The organism is Streptomyces roseochromogenus subsp. oscitans DS 12.976 (assembly GCF_000497445.1).
GTDB classification, from domain to species: Bacteria; Actinomycetota; Actinomycetes; order Streptomycetales; family Streptomycetaceae; genus Streptomyces; species Streptomyces oscitans.
On the sequence record NZ_CM002285.1, the window covers coordinates 1,725,144 to 1,741,699 of the forward strand.

General features: G+C 72.8%; 14 protein-coding genes. 9 read left to right on the forward strand and 5 right to left on the reverse strand.

Going from position 1 to position 16,556, the window contains the following annotated elements:
* The coding region (locus M878_RS57600) for a glycerate kinase (protein ID WP_023545602.1) at positions 1–673 on the reverse strand (673 nt) is incomplete at its 3' end.
* A gap of 184 nt (positions 674–857) precedes the next feature.
* Here M878_RS57600 and M878_RS57605 point away from each other — a divergent pair.
* The 3 genes from M878_RS57605 (at position 858) to M878_RS57615 (ending at position 3,304) form a co-directional block, all read left to right on the forward strand.
* Entirely contained in the window at positions 858–1,934 is a 1,077-nt protein-coding gene (locus M878_RS57605) for an ADP-ribosylglycohydrolase family protein (protein ID WP_023545603.1), read from the forward strand.
* A 28-nt stretch (positions 1,935–1,962) separates the two neighbouring features.
* Entirely contained in the window at positions 1,963–2,457 is a 495-nt protein-coding gene (locus M878_RS57610; RefSeq protein ID WP_031224462.1) for an NUDIX domain-containing protein, read from the forward strand.
* Between the two features lie 112 nt (positions 2,458–2,569).
* Complete coding sequence (locus M878_RS57615) at positions 2,570–3,304, forward strand: SIR2 family NAD-dependent protein deacylase (protein WP_023545605.1); 735 nt, start codon at positions 2,570–2,572, stop codon at positions 3,302–3,304.
* A gap of 63 nt (positions 3,305–3,367) precedes the next feature.
* Here the strand turns inward: M878_RS57615 and M878_RS57620 are convergent, their stop codons facing one another.
* The 4 genes from M878_RS57620 to M878_RS47280 all read right to left on the reverse strand — a co-directional run bounded on the left by M878_RS57620 (position 3,368) and on the right by M878_RS47280 (position 7,138).
* The gene (locus M878_RS57620; RefSeq protein WP_023545606.1) at positions 3,368–3,892 is read right to left on the reverse strand and encodes a methylated-DNA--[protein]-cysteine S-methyltransferase; all 525 of its coding nucleotides are present in this window, start codon (positions 3,890–3,892) and stop codon (positions 3,368–3,370) included.
* A 13-nt stretch (positions 3,893–3,905) separates the two neighbouring features.
* Positions 3,906–5,387: an AlkA N-terminal domain-containing protein gene (locus M878_RS57625; RefSeq protein WP_023545607.1), complete on the reverse strand. Its 1,482-nt coding sequence runs from the start codon at positions 5,385–5,387 to the stop codon at positions 3,906–3,908.
* Positions 5,388–5,458: 71 nt separating this feature from the next.
* Positions 5,459–6,337: a methylenetetrahydrofolate reductase gene (locus M878_RS57630; protein WP_023545608.1), complete on the reverse strand. Its 879-nt coding sequence runs from the start codon at positions 6,335–6,337 to the stop codon at positions 5,459–5,461.
* 141 nt (positions 6,338–6,478) lie between these two features.
* A complete protein-coding gene (locus tag M878_RS47280; protein ID WP_023545609.1) occupies positions 6,479–7,138 on the reverse strand; it encodes a MarR family winged helix-turn-helix transcriptional regulator in 660 nt (219 codons plus the stop codon).
* 138 nt (positions 7,139–7,276) lie between these two features.
* Between M878_RS47280 and M878_RS57635 the strand changes: the two genes are divergently transcribed.
* The 6 genes from M878_RS57635 (at position 7,277) to narI (ending at position 16,453) form a co-directional block, all read left to right on the forward strand.
* Positions 7,277–7,525 (forward strand): hypothetical protein, encoded by a 249-nt coding sequence (locus M878_RS57635; protein ID WP_031224466.1) that lies wholly within the window; start codon positions 7,277–7,279, stop codon positions 7,523–7,525.
* A 275-nt stretch (positions 7,526–7,800) separates the two neighbouring features.
* The gene (locus M878_RS57640) at positions 7,801–9,690 is read left to right on the forward strand and encodes a chloride channel protein (protein WP_023545611.1); all 1,890 of its coding nucleotides are present in this window, start codon (positions 7,801–7,803) and stop codon (positions 9,688–9,690) included.
* 149 nt (positions 9,691–9,839) lie between these two features.
* Positions 9,840–13,526 carry a nitrate reductase subunit alpha gene (locus M878_RS57645; RefSeq protein ID WP_031224470.1) on the forward strand — a complete coding sequence of 1,229 codons (3,687 nt, stop codon included), beginning with the start codon at positions 9,840–9,842 and terminating at the stop codon, positions 13,524–13,526.
* A gap of 1 nt (position 13,527) precedes the next feature.
* On the forward strand, positions 13,528–15,138 hold the full coding sequence (gene narH, locus M878_RS57650; protein WP_031224478.1) for a nitrate reductase subunit beta: 1,611 nt from the start codon (positions 13,528–13,530) through the stop codon (positions 15,136–15,138).
* Complete coding sequence (gene narJ / locus M878_RS57655; protein WP_023545614.1) at positions 15,135–15,731, forward strand: nitrate reductase molybdenum cofactor assembly chaperone; 597 nt, start codon at positions 15,135–15,137, stop codon at positions 15,729–15,731. Before narH ends, narJ begins: the two co-directional genes overlap by 4 nt.
* Positions 15,731–16,453, forward strand: coding sequence for a respiratory nitrate reductase subunit gamma (narI, locus tag M878_RS57660; RefSeq protein ID WP_023545615.1), 723 nt, complete (start codon positions 15,731–15,733; stop codon positions 16,451–16,453). The genes narJ and narI overlap by 1 nt, the downstream gene beginning before the upstream one ends.
* Positions 16,454–16,556: the final 103 nt, after the last annotated feature.

Consider the following 16,556-nt stretch of genomic DNA (forward strand, 5'->3'; position numbering starts at 1 on the left):
CGTCCAGGGTCTCCACGTCGTCCGGGGAGGCGCCCTTCTGCGGGCCGTACACGGCCGGCGCACCCTTCGGGCCGGTCAGCGGGTTGTCGACGTCGCTCGCCAGTACCAGTTCCACCTCGGACAGGCGGGGGTCCAGGCCGGACAGGTCGGCGCGGGCCAGGTCGGCGAGGCCCCCGCCGCCCGGGGGCACCGGCTCGCCGTCCTCGTCGAGGAAGCGAGCACCCAGCGCCGAGAGCATCCCGGCGCCGCCGTCCGTCGTAGCGCTGCCGCCGACGCCGAACACGATCGTCCGCGCGCCCGCGTCGAGCGCGGCCCGCAGCAGCTCGCCGGAGCCGTATGTCGAGGCCGTCAGGGGCGCGAAGACACCGGCCGGAAGGCGCTGCAGGCCGCTCGCCTCTGCCATCTCCACGACCGCGGTGTCGCCGCGCAGCGCGAACGCGGCCGTCACCTCCTGGCCCAGCGGCCCGGCGACCCGCATCTCGCGCCGCTCGAAACCGGCCGCGACCGCCGCGTCCACGGTCCCGTCACCGCCGTCGGCCACCGGCAGCGCCTCGACCGTCAGGTCCGGCACGACCCGGCGCAGCCCGGCCGTCACCCGCTCGGCGACCTGCACGGCCGTCAGCGAGCCCTTGAACTTGTCCGCGGCGATGAGCACCCGACGGTTCTCGTTCACTGCAGCGTCCGCCACCTTGCTTACCCCTTGCTTTCCGGGCCCCGCGCACGTCAGGGCCAGTCGCGCCGCTGCGACCTTAACCTCAGCAGGCCCCCGTCGTCATGCTGCGACCGAAGGCTGGGAAGCGGCTGGGAGCAGCCTGGGGAACTGGGAGCAGCCTGGGGAAAACGGGTAAACCCCAGCCATGACCAGCCGACGCCCCGGATCCGACGACCTCGCCGACCGTGTCCACGGCGGCTGGCTCGGCCGGATCGCGGGCAACATGCTCGGCAAGCCGGTCGAGCAGGGCGAGGTGTGGACCCGCGAGCGCATCGACCGGTATCTGCGCAAGGCCGCGGCCCTGCCGCTCACCGACTATCTGCCCGAGCCCGCCGACCCGGCCGACGGCGCCGTACTGCGCCCGGAGTGGCGCCAGTGCGTGCGCGGCCGGATCCACGGCAGTGTGCGCGACGACGACGTGGACTACGCGATCCTCGGGCTGCACCTGCTGGAGACACACGGCTTCGGTTTCAGCACCGAGCAGGTCGGCGACCTGTGGCTGCTGCGCCTGCCGTATCTGCAGACCTTCACCGCGGAGCGGGCGGCGTACCGCAACCTCGCGAACGGACTGAAACCACCGCTGACAGCGACGTACGACAATCCGTACCAGGAGTGGATCGGCGCGCTGATCCGTGCCGACGCCTACGGCTGGACCCGCCCCGGCGACCCGGCGGGCGCCGCCGGCCTCGCCCGCCGGGACGCGGTGCTGTCGCACACCGGGAACGGCGTCTACGGCGCCATGTGGGCCGCAGCGCTGATCGCCGCGGCCTTCACCGCCCCCACCGTGCGGGACGCGCTCGATGCGGCCCTCGGCGTGATCCCGGCCAGCAGCCGGCTCGCCCGTACCGTACGGCGGGTCATGACGCTGCACGAGACGCGGCTGCCCTGGGAGGAGACCCTGGCCACCGTGACCGCGGAGACCGCCGGGCTCGGCTGGATCCACACCGTGCCGAACGCCGCCGTCCTCACCGCCGGGCTGCTGTACGGCGACGGCGACTTCACCCGGACCATCGCGCTGACCGTGCGCGGCGGCCTGGACACCGACTCCAACGGGGCGACGGCGGGCTCGGTGGCCGGGGTCCTCAACGGCGCGGCGGCGATCCCCGCCCAGTGGACGGATCCGCTGGAGGACACGGTCCGGAGTGCGGTGTTCGGCTTCGACGGCGTACGGATCAGTGCGCTGGCAGAACGCACCCTGCGCCTGGCGCCGCCTCGGCCGTAGCGGTCCGTCGGCTGGTTACCCTTCCTGAATGACCACGACTCCTGACTTCGCCATGTACATCGCGAGCCTGCCCCGTGTCCTCGCCGGTGCCGCCGCGCTCTTCCGGGACGCCGAGGGGCGCGTGCTGCTGGTCGAGCCCAACTACCGCGAGGGCTGGGCACTTCCGGGCGGCACGATCGAGTCCGACGACGGGGAGACCCCGCGCCAGGGCGCCCGCCGCGAGACGCTGGAGGAGATCGGGCTGGACCGGGAGCCGGGCCGGCTGCTGGCCGTGGACTGGGTGCACGGCACGGCCCGGCCGCCGCTGGTGGCGTACCTGTACGACGGCGGGATCCTCACGGAGACCGACCTGAAGGCCATCCGCCTCCAGGAGGAGGAGCTGCTGTCCTGGCGGCTGGTGCCGCGCGAGCAGATCACCGCCCATCTGCCCGGCGCCCTCGGCCGCCGCGTCCTGGCCGCCCTGGACGTCCTCGCGGACGGCACCGGCACCGCGGAGCTGGAGAACGGCCACCGGGTGGCATGACCGCCCCCGCCGCCACCGATGACGACCGGGGCGCGGCGTGGGCGCCGCGCAGGAGGGGCATGGCCCGGATACCCGGTCGCCCCGGGTCGGCCCGTCGTCCTACGCTCGGCCCATGGACAGGCCCCTCGTAGCCATTCTCAGTGGCGCAGGTATCTCCACCGATTCCGGAATCCCTGACTACCGGGGTCCTAACGGGCTCTGGCGGCGGGATCCCGAGGCCGAGAAGCTCGTCACGTACGAGTACTACATGGCGGACCCGGAGATCCGGCGGCGCTCCTGGCAGCTGCGGCGGAAGAACCGCGCCCTGAAGGCCGAGCCGAATGCCGCGCACCGGGCCGTCGCCGAGCTGGAGCGGTCCGGCCTCCCGGTGCGGGTCATCACTCAGAACGTGGACGGGCTGCACCAGCTGGCCGGGATGCCCGCCCGGAAGGTGCTCGAACTGCACGGCAGCGCACGGAGTGTCGTATGCACCCGGTGCCATGCGCGCGGGCCGATGGCGGACGCCCTCGCCCGGGTCGAGGCCGGTGAGGAGGACCCGGCGTGCGAGGAGTGCGGGGGCATCCTGAAGTCGGCGACGGTCATGTTCGGCGAGCGGCTGGATCCGGTGGTGCTCGGCGAGGCCCTGGCGATCAGCAAGGCGTGCACCGTGTTCCTCGCCGTCGGCAGCAGTCTGCAGGTGCAGCCCGCCGCCGGGCTGGTCGGCGTCGCCGCCGACAACGGCGCGCACCTGATCATCGTCAACGCCGAGCCGACGCCGTACGACGAACTGGCCGACGAGGTCGTACGCGAGCCGATCGGCACCGCGCTGCCCCCGCTGCTGGAACGGCTGCGCCGGACCGGCCGGTGACCCTGTCATTCCCGTGCCGCGGGCAGTGCGGCGTGCGGCAAGCGGCCCGCCGCGCCGCGCCGCTCACGCTGAGAAGAGGGCCGCTCCCCGTTCGAAGTCGAGCAGGCGGCGTTTGCGGTCCAGGCCGCCGCCGTAGCCGGTGAGGCTGCCGTCGGAGCCGATCACGCGATGGCAGGGGACGATGATGCCGATCGGGTTGCGGCCGTTGGCGAGGCCGACCGCGCGGGAGGCCTGGGGTTTACCGAGGGCGTCGGCGAGTTGGCCGTAGGTGCGGGTCTCGCCGTAGGGGATGCGGGTGAGCAGTTGCCAGACGCTGCGCTGGAACGGCGTTCCCTTCAGGGCGAGTTCGAGGGTGAATTCCTGCAACTCGCCCGCGAAGTAGGCCGACAGCTGCTTCCGTGCCGCGGCGAAGCAGGGCAGGTCGTCGTCGCGCGGGCCGAAGGTCTCCTCGGGCGGGCGGTGCCGCTGGCCGGCCATGTACAGGCCGCACAGGGCGCCGTCGGCGTCGCCGTCGGTGTCGGCGACCAGGGTGAGCGGGCCGTACGGGCTGTCGATCACGGTGTGGAACGAGGATGTCGAGGATGTCACGGAGGGAACCTTCTTACACCGGAAGGAAGTTGATGGGGTGGCTGTCGGTCGCCCACAGGTACTGGACGGCGTACGCCCGCCAGGGCCGCCAGGCCTCGGCGCGGGCGGTGAGCGCGGCGGGAGTGGAGGGCAGTCCCAGCTCCTGGGCCGCGCGCCGGATGCCGAGGTCGGTGGCGAGGAAGGCGTCGGGGTCGCCGAGGGCGCGCATGGCGATGACGTCGACCGTCCAGGGCCCGAAGCCGGGCAGGGCGAGCAGCCGGGCGCGGGCCTCGGCCCAGTCCGACTCGACGCCCAAGGGGAGGGTGCCGTCGGCGAGTTCGCGGACGAGGGTGGTGAAGGTGGTGCGCCGGGTGCGGGGCATCGCCAGGGTCTCGGGGTCGACGGCTGCCAGTGCCTCGGGCGCCGGGAAGAGGTGGGTGAGGCCGCCCTCGGGGTCGTCCAGCGGCTTGCCGTGCGCCCTGACCAGCCGGGCCGCGTGGGTGCGCGCGGCAGCCGTGGACACCTGCTGCCCGAGGACGGCGCGGACGGCGAACTCGGCCTCGTCGACCGTGCGCGGCACCCGGCGGCCCGGGGCCTTGTCGACCAGGGGCGCGAGGAACGGGTCCGTGCGCAGATGGTCGTCGACGGCGACCGGGTCCGCGTCCAGGTCGAGCATGCGGCGGCAGCGGCTGATCGCCACGGTCAGATCGCGCAGATCGCTGAGCGTGAGCCGGCAGGCGATGTGGTCGGGGCGCGGGGCGAGGGAGACGATCCCATGGCCGTACGGCAGCCGGAGCGTGCGCCGGTAGGCACCGTCCCGCCACTCCTCGACGCCGGGTACGGCGGTGGCCGCGAGGTGGCCGAAGAGGTTGGAGGGGTTGAGGGGGGCGCGGAACGGGAGCCGCAGGCTGAGCACGCCGGGTGTGCCGGTGCCGGACTTGGGCGCGCGGGCGCGCAGCTCGCTCGGGGTGAGAGCGAAAACCTCGCGGACGGTGTCGTTGAAGGTACGGATGGAGGAGAAGCCGGCCGCGAAGGCGATCTCCGTCATGGGCAGCGCACTGGTCTCGATGAGCAGCCGCGCGGTCTGGGCGCGCTGGGCACGGGCGAGCGCGAGCGGTCCCGCGCCCAGTTCGGCGAGCAGCTGCCGCTCCACCTGACGGGTGCTGTAGCCCAGCCGGGCGGCGAGTCCGGGCACGCCCTCGCGGTCCACTACACCGTCGGCGATCAGCCGCATCGCGCGGGCCACCAGGTCGGCGCGCTGGTTCCACTCCGGGGAGCCGGGGCTGGTGTCCGGGCGGCAGCGCTTGCAGGCCCGGAACCCGGCCTGCTGGCAGGCGGCCGCGCTCGGGTAGAACGTCATGTTCTCCGGCTTGGGCGGGACGACGGGACAGCTGGGCCGGCAGTAGATCCGGGTGGTCAGGACGGCCGTGAAGAACCACCCGTCGAACCGGGCGTCCTTGGACTGCACGGCGCGTACACAGTGCTCCCGGTCGAGGTGCGTCGTCGCTGTCTGCATGCCTCCAGCATCGGCCAACCGGAGTGGCGATCGCTGGCGGAAATCCGACTCCAGCGTCGGCCTACCTGCTCCTACGGGGCTTGCCGTACGGTCTGCCGGAACCCGGTGATCCACTCGGCGGTGTGGCGCAGCCCGCCGAATGTGTAGAAGTGCACCTTCACCGCGCCGTGCCGCTCGGGGTCGTAACGCTGGGCGAGGGCGTGCAGGAAGCGGTCCGGGCCGGTCGTGCCCATGAGGTTGGTCAGCGAGAAGCCGTACTTGCGGGCGACGGAGGCGCTGGTCGCGACGCCGAACCGGGTGGCGTAGCCGAGCAGCCGGCGCACGCCCGCCGGTCCGGGCACGCCGATGCGTACCGGCAGGTGCACGCCCCGCGCACGAGCGGCCTCCAGCCAGCTCAGGACCGGTTCGACGTCGAAGCCGAACTGGGTGATGACGTCGCCGCCGAAGCGGTGCGCGCCGATGGCCGCCGCCTTGTCGGTGAGCGCCGACCAGAGGGTGCCGTCGGCTATCGCGGGGTGGCCCTCCGGGTATCCGCTGATACCGATGTGGCGGACGCCGTGGTGCTGGAGCAGCCCGGTGCGCAGCACGGCGAGGGCGTCGCCGTACGGGCCCTCGGGCCGGGCGGGATCGCCGCCGACGACGAAGACGTTCTCGGCGGTGCCGTCCGCGGCCAGCCCGGACAGGAACTCCTCCAGGGCGGCGCGGGAGGGCAGGCGGCGCGCGGAGATGTGCGGCACGGGGACGAAGCCGAGCCGCTTGACCGCGCGGGCGGCCGCCAGCCGCGTGCCGAGATCCTCACCGGCGAGGAAGGTGATGTTGATCCGGGTGCCCCGCGGGATACTGCGCTGCGCCTCCTCCAGCCGGGGCACGTCCTTGCCGGTCATCTCCAGGGAGAAGTCGTCCAGCAGAGCGGCACCGACGGCCGGGGGGACGGTGAGAGCGGGGTTCATCGAGCTCCTCGTACGACGGCGTTCCTGACCCCGGCCGATGATGCCACGCGGGACTCGGGGTCCTCGGGCCCGGGGGCGGCCGGTCGTGTGCCGGGCGCGACGGCGTCCGGCGTGGGCGACAGCGCTCGGGGATCCGGTCCGCTACGGCGCCGGGTTCAGGGGGTCGTCGACCACGCCCGCCAGGCGGCCGGCCTCGGACGGGGCGAGACCGGGGTCCAGGTCGCCGGCCACGCCCGTCAGAGCGGTGAGCGCCGGGACCAGACCGGCGCGCTCCTGCGCGGGCAGACGTTCCACCAGAGCCCGGATAGCCGCGCGGCGATGGCTCAGCACTCGGTCCACCAGTTCCTCCCCCGTGGTGGTCAGCCGCAGGACGACCTCCCGGCGGTTGTCCGGGTTGACCCGTCGGTCGGTGAGTTCCAGGGTCTCCAGGCGCTCGACCATGCGCAGCGCGGTGGACGGCGTGACGCCCAGCGTGGCGGCCATGGCGGCGAGTTTGATCGGACCGCAGGTGTGCAGGGCGACAAGAGAGCGCAGCTGGGGCAGGGTGAGGGGCACGTCGACAGAGGCGAGGGCGCGGGCGGAGAGGGCGACGATCAGCCGGGAGGCCGCCATCACCGCGAGGGTGATCGCCTCGGCCTCCCGGTCCAGCTCCTGCTCGGCCCCCACCGCGGCGCCGGGCGCCTCCTGGGCCCGCACCCCAGCGCCCCGCGCCTCCTCGGCCCCTGCCACACCGGTCGGCGTCTCCTCGGGCGCCCCCGCCTGCCCCGGCGCCTGCTCCGGTCCGCCGTCCTGCTGAGCCATACGCTCCTCGCTCCCCTTTCAGCTGTCCACGATCCGGACACCACCTGTCACCCATAGCGACCATTGCAGACTGCAATGATAAGCTGCGGGCAACCGGACCGAGCGGGCGCGACGGCTCCGGTGCCGGGGGTGATGACCATGAGATCCGAGCCGATACACGAAGCCTATTCCTTCGTGTGCCTGCGCTGCGGGCACGCCTGGGAGGGCGCCTACGACATCCGGCACGTCCGGGATGCCCGGGGGCGTCTGCGTGCCGAGTACCACGTCACGGGGGGCCTTCGGGTCCCGTCCCCGCTCACGGCGAACACCTGCCGGGTGTGCGGCGGGCACAGGATGCGCATCCTGCGCCCCGGGCGCGTCGACTCCGCACGCGCCACGCCCGGCTGAGGACACCAGCCCCAGGCCTTACCCCGGACGGACGCGCGACGAGGCGCGTCCGTCCGCCATGCCCGACGTCCGCCACCTCCCGTACCTCCTCCACTTCTCTCGCACTCCCCTCGCTCGCGGAACGGGCGGCGCAGCCCGAAGAGGCCGCGGCCCCGGCCCGTTCCCCCTGCCCTCTGCCCTCTGCCCTCTGCCCTCTGCCTCGACAGCGGAACCGGCGCACCGAGCCGCCCCGCCACGCCCTGTCCGCCTCTGTCCCTGCCTCTCACGGAGCCACCATGCCGCCGCAGCCACAACAGACGTCCGCCAGGCCCCACACCCCGGCATCCGCCAGGCCCCACACCCACTCCCCCACCCGTCCCCGTCCGCCCGCGCTCAAGGTCCCCCACCTGGGCGACTTCCACACACCCCCGCGCGTCGTCGTGATCACGGCGCTGGCCATCCCCGTCGGCGCCGTCGCCGCACTGGTGGCCGCCGGTCTGCTGAAGCTGATCGCGCTGATCACCAACCTCGCCTTCCTCGGCCGCCTCGGTTTCGGCCCCGCCGTGCCCGCGGACACCCCGCACCGCTGGCTGCTGGCCCTGATGCCGGTGGCGGGCGGGCTGGTCATCGGGGTCATGGCCCGCTACGGCTCGGAGAAGATACGCGGCCACGGCATGCCCGAGGCGATCGAGTCGATCCTCGTGGGCGGCAGCCGGGTGCAGCCGCGCGTCGCCGTGCTGAAGCCCGCGTCGGCCGCGATATCCATCGGCACCGGCGGGCCGTTCGGCGCGGAGGGCCCGATCATCATGACCGGCGGGGCCGTGGGCTCCCTGCTGGCCCAGTTCCTCAAGGTCACCACGGACGAGCGCAAGGCGCTGCTGGTGGCGGGTTCCGCCGCCGGTATGGCCGCGACCTTCAACGCGCCGCTCGCCTCCATCCTGCTCGCGGTCGAGCTGCTGCTCTTCGAGTGGCGGCCCCGCTCCTATCTGCCGGTCGCCGTCTCCGCCGTGACCGCCACCCTGGTGCGCGGCCCCCTGCTCGGCACCGACCCGCTCTTCGGCGGCGCACACGTGCCCGAACGTATCGGCCTGCCGTCCTACGGCCTGTGCGTGGTCGCGGGAGCCGCGGCCGGCCTGCTGGCCCTGGGCGCCACCTCGCTCGTCTACTGCTCCGAGGACCTGTTCTCCCGGCTGCGCATCCACTGGATGTGGTGGCCCGCGATCGGCGGCGCGATCATCGGCGTGGGCGGCCTGCTCGAACCGCGCGCCCTGGGCGTCGGCTACGACGTGATCGACGTGCTGCTGACCGGCCATGCCACGGTCGGACTGATCGTCGGCATCCTGGTCGTGAAGACCCTGATCTGGGGTCTGTCGCTCGGCTCGGGCACCTCCGGCGGTGTCCTCGCGCCCATGTTCATGGTCGGCGGTGCGCTGGGCGCGGCCGAGGCCTTGGCCTTCCCGCATGTCAGTCCCGGCTTCTGGGCCCTGGTATCGCTGGCCGGGGTGCTGGGCGGTGTCATGCGTTCGCCGCTCACGGGCATCGTCTTCTGCCTGGAACTCACGCACGAGGTCAATGCCCTGATCCCCATGGTGATCACCGCGTCGACCGCGTATCTGCTGTCGGTGGTCTTGCTGAAGCGGTCCGTGCTCACGGAGAAACTCGCCCGGCGCGGCCTGCATCTCACCCGCGAGTACTCCGTCGACCCGCTGGAGGTGCATCTCGTACGGCAGCTGGAGACGACCGCCGGGGTCACCTTCGCCGCCGACCGCGCCGCCGGCGAGGTCACCGCCCTGCTGCGCGCCGCGCACGAGACAGGCGACCCCGAGGGGCTGCTCGCCCAGCGTCTGTACCCGGTGCTGGATGCCGACGGCGGGCTGGCCGGTGTCGTCACGCGCGGCTCGCTGGTCCACGCCGATCCCGCCGACACCACCCCGCTCGCCGAGCTGGCCCGGCCGGCGGTCACGGCCCATGCCGACGAGACCCTGCGGACGCTCGCCAACCGCATGGCGCAGCACGAGGTGACGCGGCTGCTGGTGGTCACCCGCGAGCCGTGGCCGCGCGTCGAGGGCATCGTCAGCCTGCGGCATCTGCTGACCGCGCGCCGCATCGACCTGCATGAGGAGCATCACGCGGAGCGCGTCCTGACCCTGCGGGCCCGGCGCGCTCCGGCACCGGCCACCGGCTGAAGATGGAGTGGGCAACTATTGCAAAGGACAAGAAAAGCTCACGTCTAAGCACCATCAACAGTAAGTAGTCGCTCGACTCCGGAGCGCCACGCTGTCTCAAGGTGGGGGAAGCAGATCATCCTGCTTCGGAAGGAGTGGCCACGGTGGGACTGCGCGGTGCCCGGCGGGAAGCGGAACGAGCGGCGGCCTACACCGCCGATCAGCTGCTGCGGACCGGCGGGATACTGCGGCGGACCGCGACCACAGCGGATCTCAGAGCGGTCTTCCGCACCGACCAGGACGTCAACGACGCGCCGTACCGGGAGCGTTGGGCGCACGACCGGGTCGTGCGCTCCACGCACGGCGTGAACTGCACCGGCTCATGCTCGTGGAAGGTGTACGTCAAGGACGGTCTGATCACCTGGGAGACGCAGGAGACGGACTATCCCTCGACCGGACCCGACCGCCCCGAGTACGAGCCGCGGGGCTGCCCGCGCGGCGCCTCGTTCTCCTGGTACACCTACTCGCCCACACGCGTCCGCTATCCCCATGTGCGAGGCGTACTGCTGGAGTTGTACCGCGAGGCCCGCGCCCGGCTCGGCGACCCGGTGGCCGCGTGGGCCGAGGTCACCTCCGACCCGGTGAAGCGGCGGCGCTACCAGTCCGCGCGTGGCAAGGGCGGCCTGGTGCGGGTGAGCTGGCAGGAGGCGCTGGAGATCGCGGCGGCGGCGCACGTCCACACCATCGCCGCCCACGGTCCCGACCGTATCGCCGGGTTCTCCCCGATTCCGGCCATGTCGATGGCCTCCCATACGGTCGGCGCGCGCTTCATGTCCCTGATCGGCGCGCCGATGCTGTCCTTCTACGACTGGTACGCCGACCTGCCGATCGCCTCGCCGCAGGTCTTCGGCGACCAGACGGACGTCCCCGAGTCCGGGGACTGGTGGGACGCCGCATATCTGCTGCTGTGGGGCTCCAATGTGCCGGTGACCCGGACGCCCGACGCGCACTGGATGACCGAGGCCCGCTATCGGGGGCAGAAGGTCGTCGTGGTGTCGCCGGACTACTCGGACGCCGCCAGGTTCGGCGACGAGTGGCTGCACCCGCACCCGGGCACCGACGGCGCGCTGGCGATGTCCATGGGCCATGTGATCCTCACGGAGTTCTTCGTCCGGCGGCAGGTGCCGTACTTCACCGACTATGTGCGCCGCTTCACCGACCTGCCGTTCCTGGTCGAACTCGACGAGCGGGACGGGCTGTTCGTGCCGGGAAAGTTCGTCACCGCGGCCACGCTCGGGCTCGGCGGCACGGAGGACGGGGCGGACGGGGAGGAGGCCGCCTGGAAGCCGGTGCTGCTGGACACCGTCTCCGGCCGCCCGGTCGTCCCGAACGGCACACTGGGCGACCGCTGGTCCAAGCGCGGGGAGGGCCGCTGGAACCTGGACCTCGGTGACCTCGATCCCCAACTCACCTTGTACGGCCCGGAGTCGAAGGCCGTCTCCGTGCTGCTGCCCCGCTTCGACGGGGAGCCGCCCGCGGTGCGCGGGGTTCCGGTGCGCGAGCTGGCCGGGCGCCGGGTCACCACCGTGTTCGACCTGCTCCTCGCCCAGTACGGCGTCGGCCGCGCGGGGCTGCCCGGCGCGTGGGCCACGGACTACACGGACGCCACGCAGCCGTACACGCCCGCCTGGCAGGAGGCGATCACCTCGGTCCCGGCCGCGGCGGCGGAGCGCCTGGCACGGGAGCTCGCGGACACGGCGGTCAGGAGCCGCGGCCGCTGCATGATCGTGATGGGCGCGGGCACCAACCACTGGTTCCACTCCGACACCATCTACCGCGCCTTTCTCACCCTGCTGCTGCTCACCGGCTGCCAGGGCGTCAACGGCGGCGGCTGGGCGCACTACGTGGGCCAGGAGAAGGTGCGCCCGTACGCCGGCTGGCAGCAACTCCAGTCGGCCGCGGACTGGGTACGGCCGTCGCGTCAGATGGCGGGGACGCCGTACTGGTACCTGCACACCGGCCAGTGGCGCTACGACCCACACGGCGCCGACGCGCTCGCCTCGCCCACCGGGAAGGGCCTGTTCGCCGGGCGGCACACGGCCGACCTGGTGGCGCAGTCCATGCGGCTCGGCTGGATGCCCGCCGCACCCGCCTTCTCGGCCAACCCCCTGGACCTCGGCCGGGCCGTCCAGGACAGCGGGCACGAGCCGGACGAGTGGGTGGCCGCCCAACTCGCCGCCGGAAAGCTGCGGTTCGCCTGCGAGGACCCGGACGATGCCGCCAACTGGCCGCGCGTGCTCACGGTCTGGCGGGCCAACCTGATCGGCTCCTCCGCCAAGGGCAACGAGTTCTTCCTGCGGCATCTGCTCGGCGCGAGCGACAACGCGCGAGCCGAGGAGGCTCCGCCCGGGTCCCGGCCACGCGATCTCGTCTGGCACGAGGACGCGCCGCGCGGCAAGCTCGACCTGCTGCTCGCGCTGGACTTCCGGATGACGTCGACCACCCTCATGGCCGACCTGGTGCTGCCGGCCGCCACCTGGTACGAGAAGCACGACCTGTCCAGCACCGACATGCACCCGTACGTGCACGCGTTCTCGCCCGCGATCAGCCCGCCGTGGGAGGCGCGGACCGACTTCGAGATCTTCCACACACTGGCCGCGAGGTTCAGCGAACTCGCCGCGGGCCGGCTGGACGTGGCGTACGACCTGGTGGTGACCCCGCACGCGCACGACACCCCGGGCGAGACCGCCCAGCCGGGCGGGGTCGTAGCCGACTGGCGCGACGGGCATCCGGTCCGACCGGGCCGCAATCTCCCGCACTTCACGGTGGTCGAGCGCGACTACACGGCCGTGGCGAACAAGCTCGCCGCCCTCGGGCCGCTCACCGAGGAACGCGGCATGTCCGTCAAGGGCATCACGGTACGGCCGGCGGCGGAGGCCCGCTGGCTGGCCGCGCGCTGCGGCACCGCCCGCTCCGGTCCCGCGCACGGGCGTCCGCTGCTCGATACCGATGTCAAGCTGTGCGAGGCGATCCTCGCCCTGTCCGGGACGACCAACGGGCGGCTGGCCGCGGAGGGGTTCGAACGGCTCGCCGAACGCTGCGGCCCGGACAGCGGGTTCGAGGCGCTCGCCGAGGCCGTCCACGAGCGGCGGGTGGTCTTCTCCGACACTCAGGACCGGCCCGTCCAGGTCGGCACGAGTTTCGAGTGGTCCGGCAAGGAGGCCCCCGACCGGCGCTACTCCCCCTTCACGGTCAACACCGAACACCGCAAGCCCTGGCACACCCTGACAGGACGTCAGCACTTCTATCTGGACCACGACTGGATGGCCGAGCTGGGCGAGCAACTTCCCGTGTACCGGCCCCCGTTGGACCTCACACCGGCCCTTTCGGCCGGCGAGCGCGAGGTGGAGGTCCGCTATCTCACCCCGCACTCCAAGTGGTCGATCCACTCCGAGTACCAGGAGAACCTGCTCATGCAGACCCTGGCCCGCGGCGGCCCGGTGATCTGGATGAGCGTCGCCGACGCGGAGGCGATCGGCGTGGCCGACAACGACTGGGTGGAGGCGGTCAACCCGAACGGGGTGGTGGTGGCCCGCGCGGTGGTCTCGCACCGGCTGCCGCCCGGCACGGTGTTCATGTACCACGTGCAGGAACGCCTGGTGAACGTGCCGCGCACGGAGGCCACCGGCCGGCGCGGCGGCGTCCACAACGCGCTCACCCGCGTCCTCGTGAAACCCACCCATCTCATCGGCGGATACGGCCAGTTGTCGTTCGCCCCCAACTACTACGGCCCCACCGGCAACCAGCGCGACGCCCGTACCGTGATCCGCCGCCGCGCCCAGGAGGTGCAGTACTGACATGCGCTGTATGGCACAGGTAGCGATGGTCATGAACCTCGACAAGTGCATCGGCTGCCATACCTGTTCGGTCACCTGCAAACAGACCTGGACCAACCGCAGGGGCACCGAGTACGCGTGGTTCAACAACGTCGAGACCCGTCCCGGGCAGGGCTACCCCAGGCGGCACGAGGACCAGGAGAAGTGGAAGGGCGGCTGGCGGCTGGACGCCAGGGGCCGCCTGGTCCCACGCGCCGGAGGCCGTGCCCGCCGCCTGGCCCGGCTGTTCGCCAACCCCGAACTGCCCGCCCTGGACGACTACTACGAGCCCTGGACCTACGACTACGACACCCTGATCTCCGCCCCGCTCGGCGACGACCTGCCCACGGCCCGCCCCCGCTCACTGATCGACGGCCGCCCGACGGCCGTCACCGGCGGCCCAAACTGGGACGACGACCTGGGCGGCGGCCCGGACCACCTCGCCGGCGACCCGGTGCTGCAGCGGCTGAACGAGCGGGTCCGTCTGGAGTACGAGCAGGCGTTCATGTTTCATCTGCCGCGCATCTGCGAGCACTGTCTCCATCCGACATGCGTGGCGGTGTGTCCGTCCGGCGCGCTGTACAAGCGGATCGAGGACGGCATCGTGCTGGTCGACCAGGACCGCTGCCGGGGCTGGCGGATGTGCGTGAGCGGATGCCCGTACAAGAAGGTGTACTTCAACCACGCCACCGGCAAGGCCGAGAAGTGCACCTTCTGCTATCCGCGCATCGAGGCGGGCGAGCCCACCGTGTGCTCGGAGACCTGCGTGGGCCGGCTGCGCTACCTCGGAGTGATGCTGTACGACGCCGACAAGGTGGGCGAGGCCGCTGCCGTGCCTGACGAACGCGACTTGTACGAGGCCCAGTTGGGCTGCTTCCTCGACCCGGAAGATCCGGCGGTGGTACGGGCCGCCGAGGCGACCGGCATCCCGCACGACTGGATCACGGCGGCCCGCCGCTCCCCGGTCCGGGACCTCATCAGCACCTACCGGATCGCGCTCCCGCTGCACCCGGAGTACCGCACCCTGCCTATGGTCTGGTACGTGCCGCCGCTCTCCCCCGTCGTCGACGCGCTCACCCGCGACGGCCACGACGGCGAGGACCCGGCGGCCCTCTTCGGGGCGATCGACACTCTGCGCATCCCGCTCAGCTATCTCGCCGGGCTGTTCACCGCGGGCGACACCGCTCCCGTGGAGGCGGCCCTGTGCCGGCTCGCCGCGATGCGCGCCCATATGCGGCGCCTGAACCTCGGCGAGGACCGCGACCCGGCGATCGCCCACGGCGTGGGGATGACCGAGTCCGGCCTGGAAGCGATGTACCGGCTGCTGGGCCTCGCCAAGTACGAGGAGCGGTACGTCGTCCCCACCGCGTACGCGGTCGGCGCCGGCTGCAACGGCGCGGCCGACGCGGGCTGCAGCCTGGAGCGGGTCGGGGGGCCGGGCATGTACGAGGCGGAGGCGTTTCACGGTGCCCTCGTGCCGGCGGCCGCCGGTGCGGGCTCCGGATCGCCGCGCGGTCGGGTCAATCTGCTCCAGTGGAACGGCCGTGGCCGCCCCCGGGGCCTGTTTCCCGAACGCGGGGGCGAGGCACGGTGAGCCAGGTGCACCGGGTGGTCCACCAGGCCGCCGCTCTGCTCCTCGGCTACCCCGACGAGGACTGGCCGGAGCGCCGGGCCCGGGTGACCGAGGCGCTGGCGTCCCTGCCGGCTCCCGAGACGCGGCCCCTGCTGGCCTTCTGCCGGGCCACGGCCGACGTCTCGCTGCTGGAGCTCGGGGCACGCTATGTCACCACCTTCGACCGCAGCCGCCGCCGTACCCTGCACCTGACGCACTACACCGACGGCGACACCCGTCGCCGGGGCGCCACCCTCGCCGCGCTCAAGGCCCGCTACCGGCGGCACGGCTGGGAGCCGGCCGACGGCGAACTGCCCGACCACCTGCCCGCGCTGCTGGAGTTCGCGGCGCGCTGCCCCGCACCGGGCCGGGCCCTGCTGCGGGAGCACAGCGGCGCCCTCGACCTGCTCGCCCGCGGCCTGGCCGCACACCACAGCCCCTACCTGGACGTGGTCCGCGCCGTCCGGGCCACCCTGCCGGCCACACCACCGGCCTCCCTCCCCGCACCAGACCGCCCGGCGCCCGTGCCGTACCCGCTGCCGCACGCCCCGGGCGACGAAGGAGTCCGCCGCTGATGACGCAGACGCATCTGCAGATCGCGCTGTGGGGCGTCCTGCCCTACCTCGCTCTGGCCGTGCTGGTCGCCGGCACCGCCTGGCGCTACCGCTACGACCGCTTCGGTTTCACCACTCGCTCCAGCCAGCTGCACGAGTCCCGGCTGCTGCGGATCGGCGCACCGCTCTTCCACTACGCCCTGTTCCTCGTCATCGGCGGCCATGTGACGGGCCTGCTGGTCCCGGAGTCGCTGACCCGGCGGCTGCGGATCAGCGAGGCCCAGTACCACGCGGTCGCCCTGACCGTGGGCGGGGCGGCGGGCCTGGCGGCGGCCCTGGGCCTCGGCCTCCTGCTGTACCGACGGCTGCGGGTGCCCCCCGTACGCCGGGCGAGCAGCCGTAGCGACCGTCTGACCCTGCCACTGCTGGCGCTCGTGCTGCTCGCCGGCCTGACCGCCACCGCCTCCTCGGTGACCACCCCCCATAAGTACTACGACTACCGGCTCGGGGTGGCTGTGTGGTTCCGCAGCCTGTTCACTCTCGACCCGGACGTCGGCGCGATGGCCCACGCGCCGCTCGTCTACCGGCTGCACGCCCTGCTCGCCCTGGCCCTGTTCGCCCTGTGGCCGTTCAGCCGCCTGGTGCACGCGTTCACCGTCCCGCTCGGTTACGTCGTCCGCCCGTACGTCGTCTACCGATCGCGGGGCGGCGCCGGTGCCCATGGCGCGGTCATGGACAGGTGAGGCGTTGATCGACGGGGGACGCGGTGATCGACGGGTGACGGCGGTTATGGACCGGTGAGACGCATCGGCTTTGGCCCTGGTGACCGGACCATCCCGCCGGGCA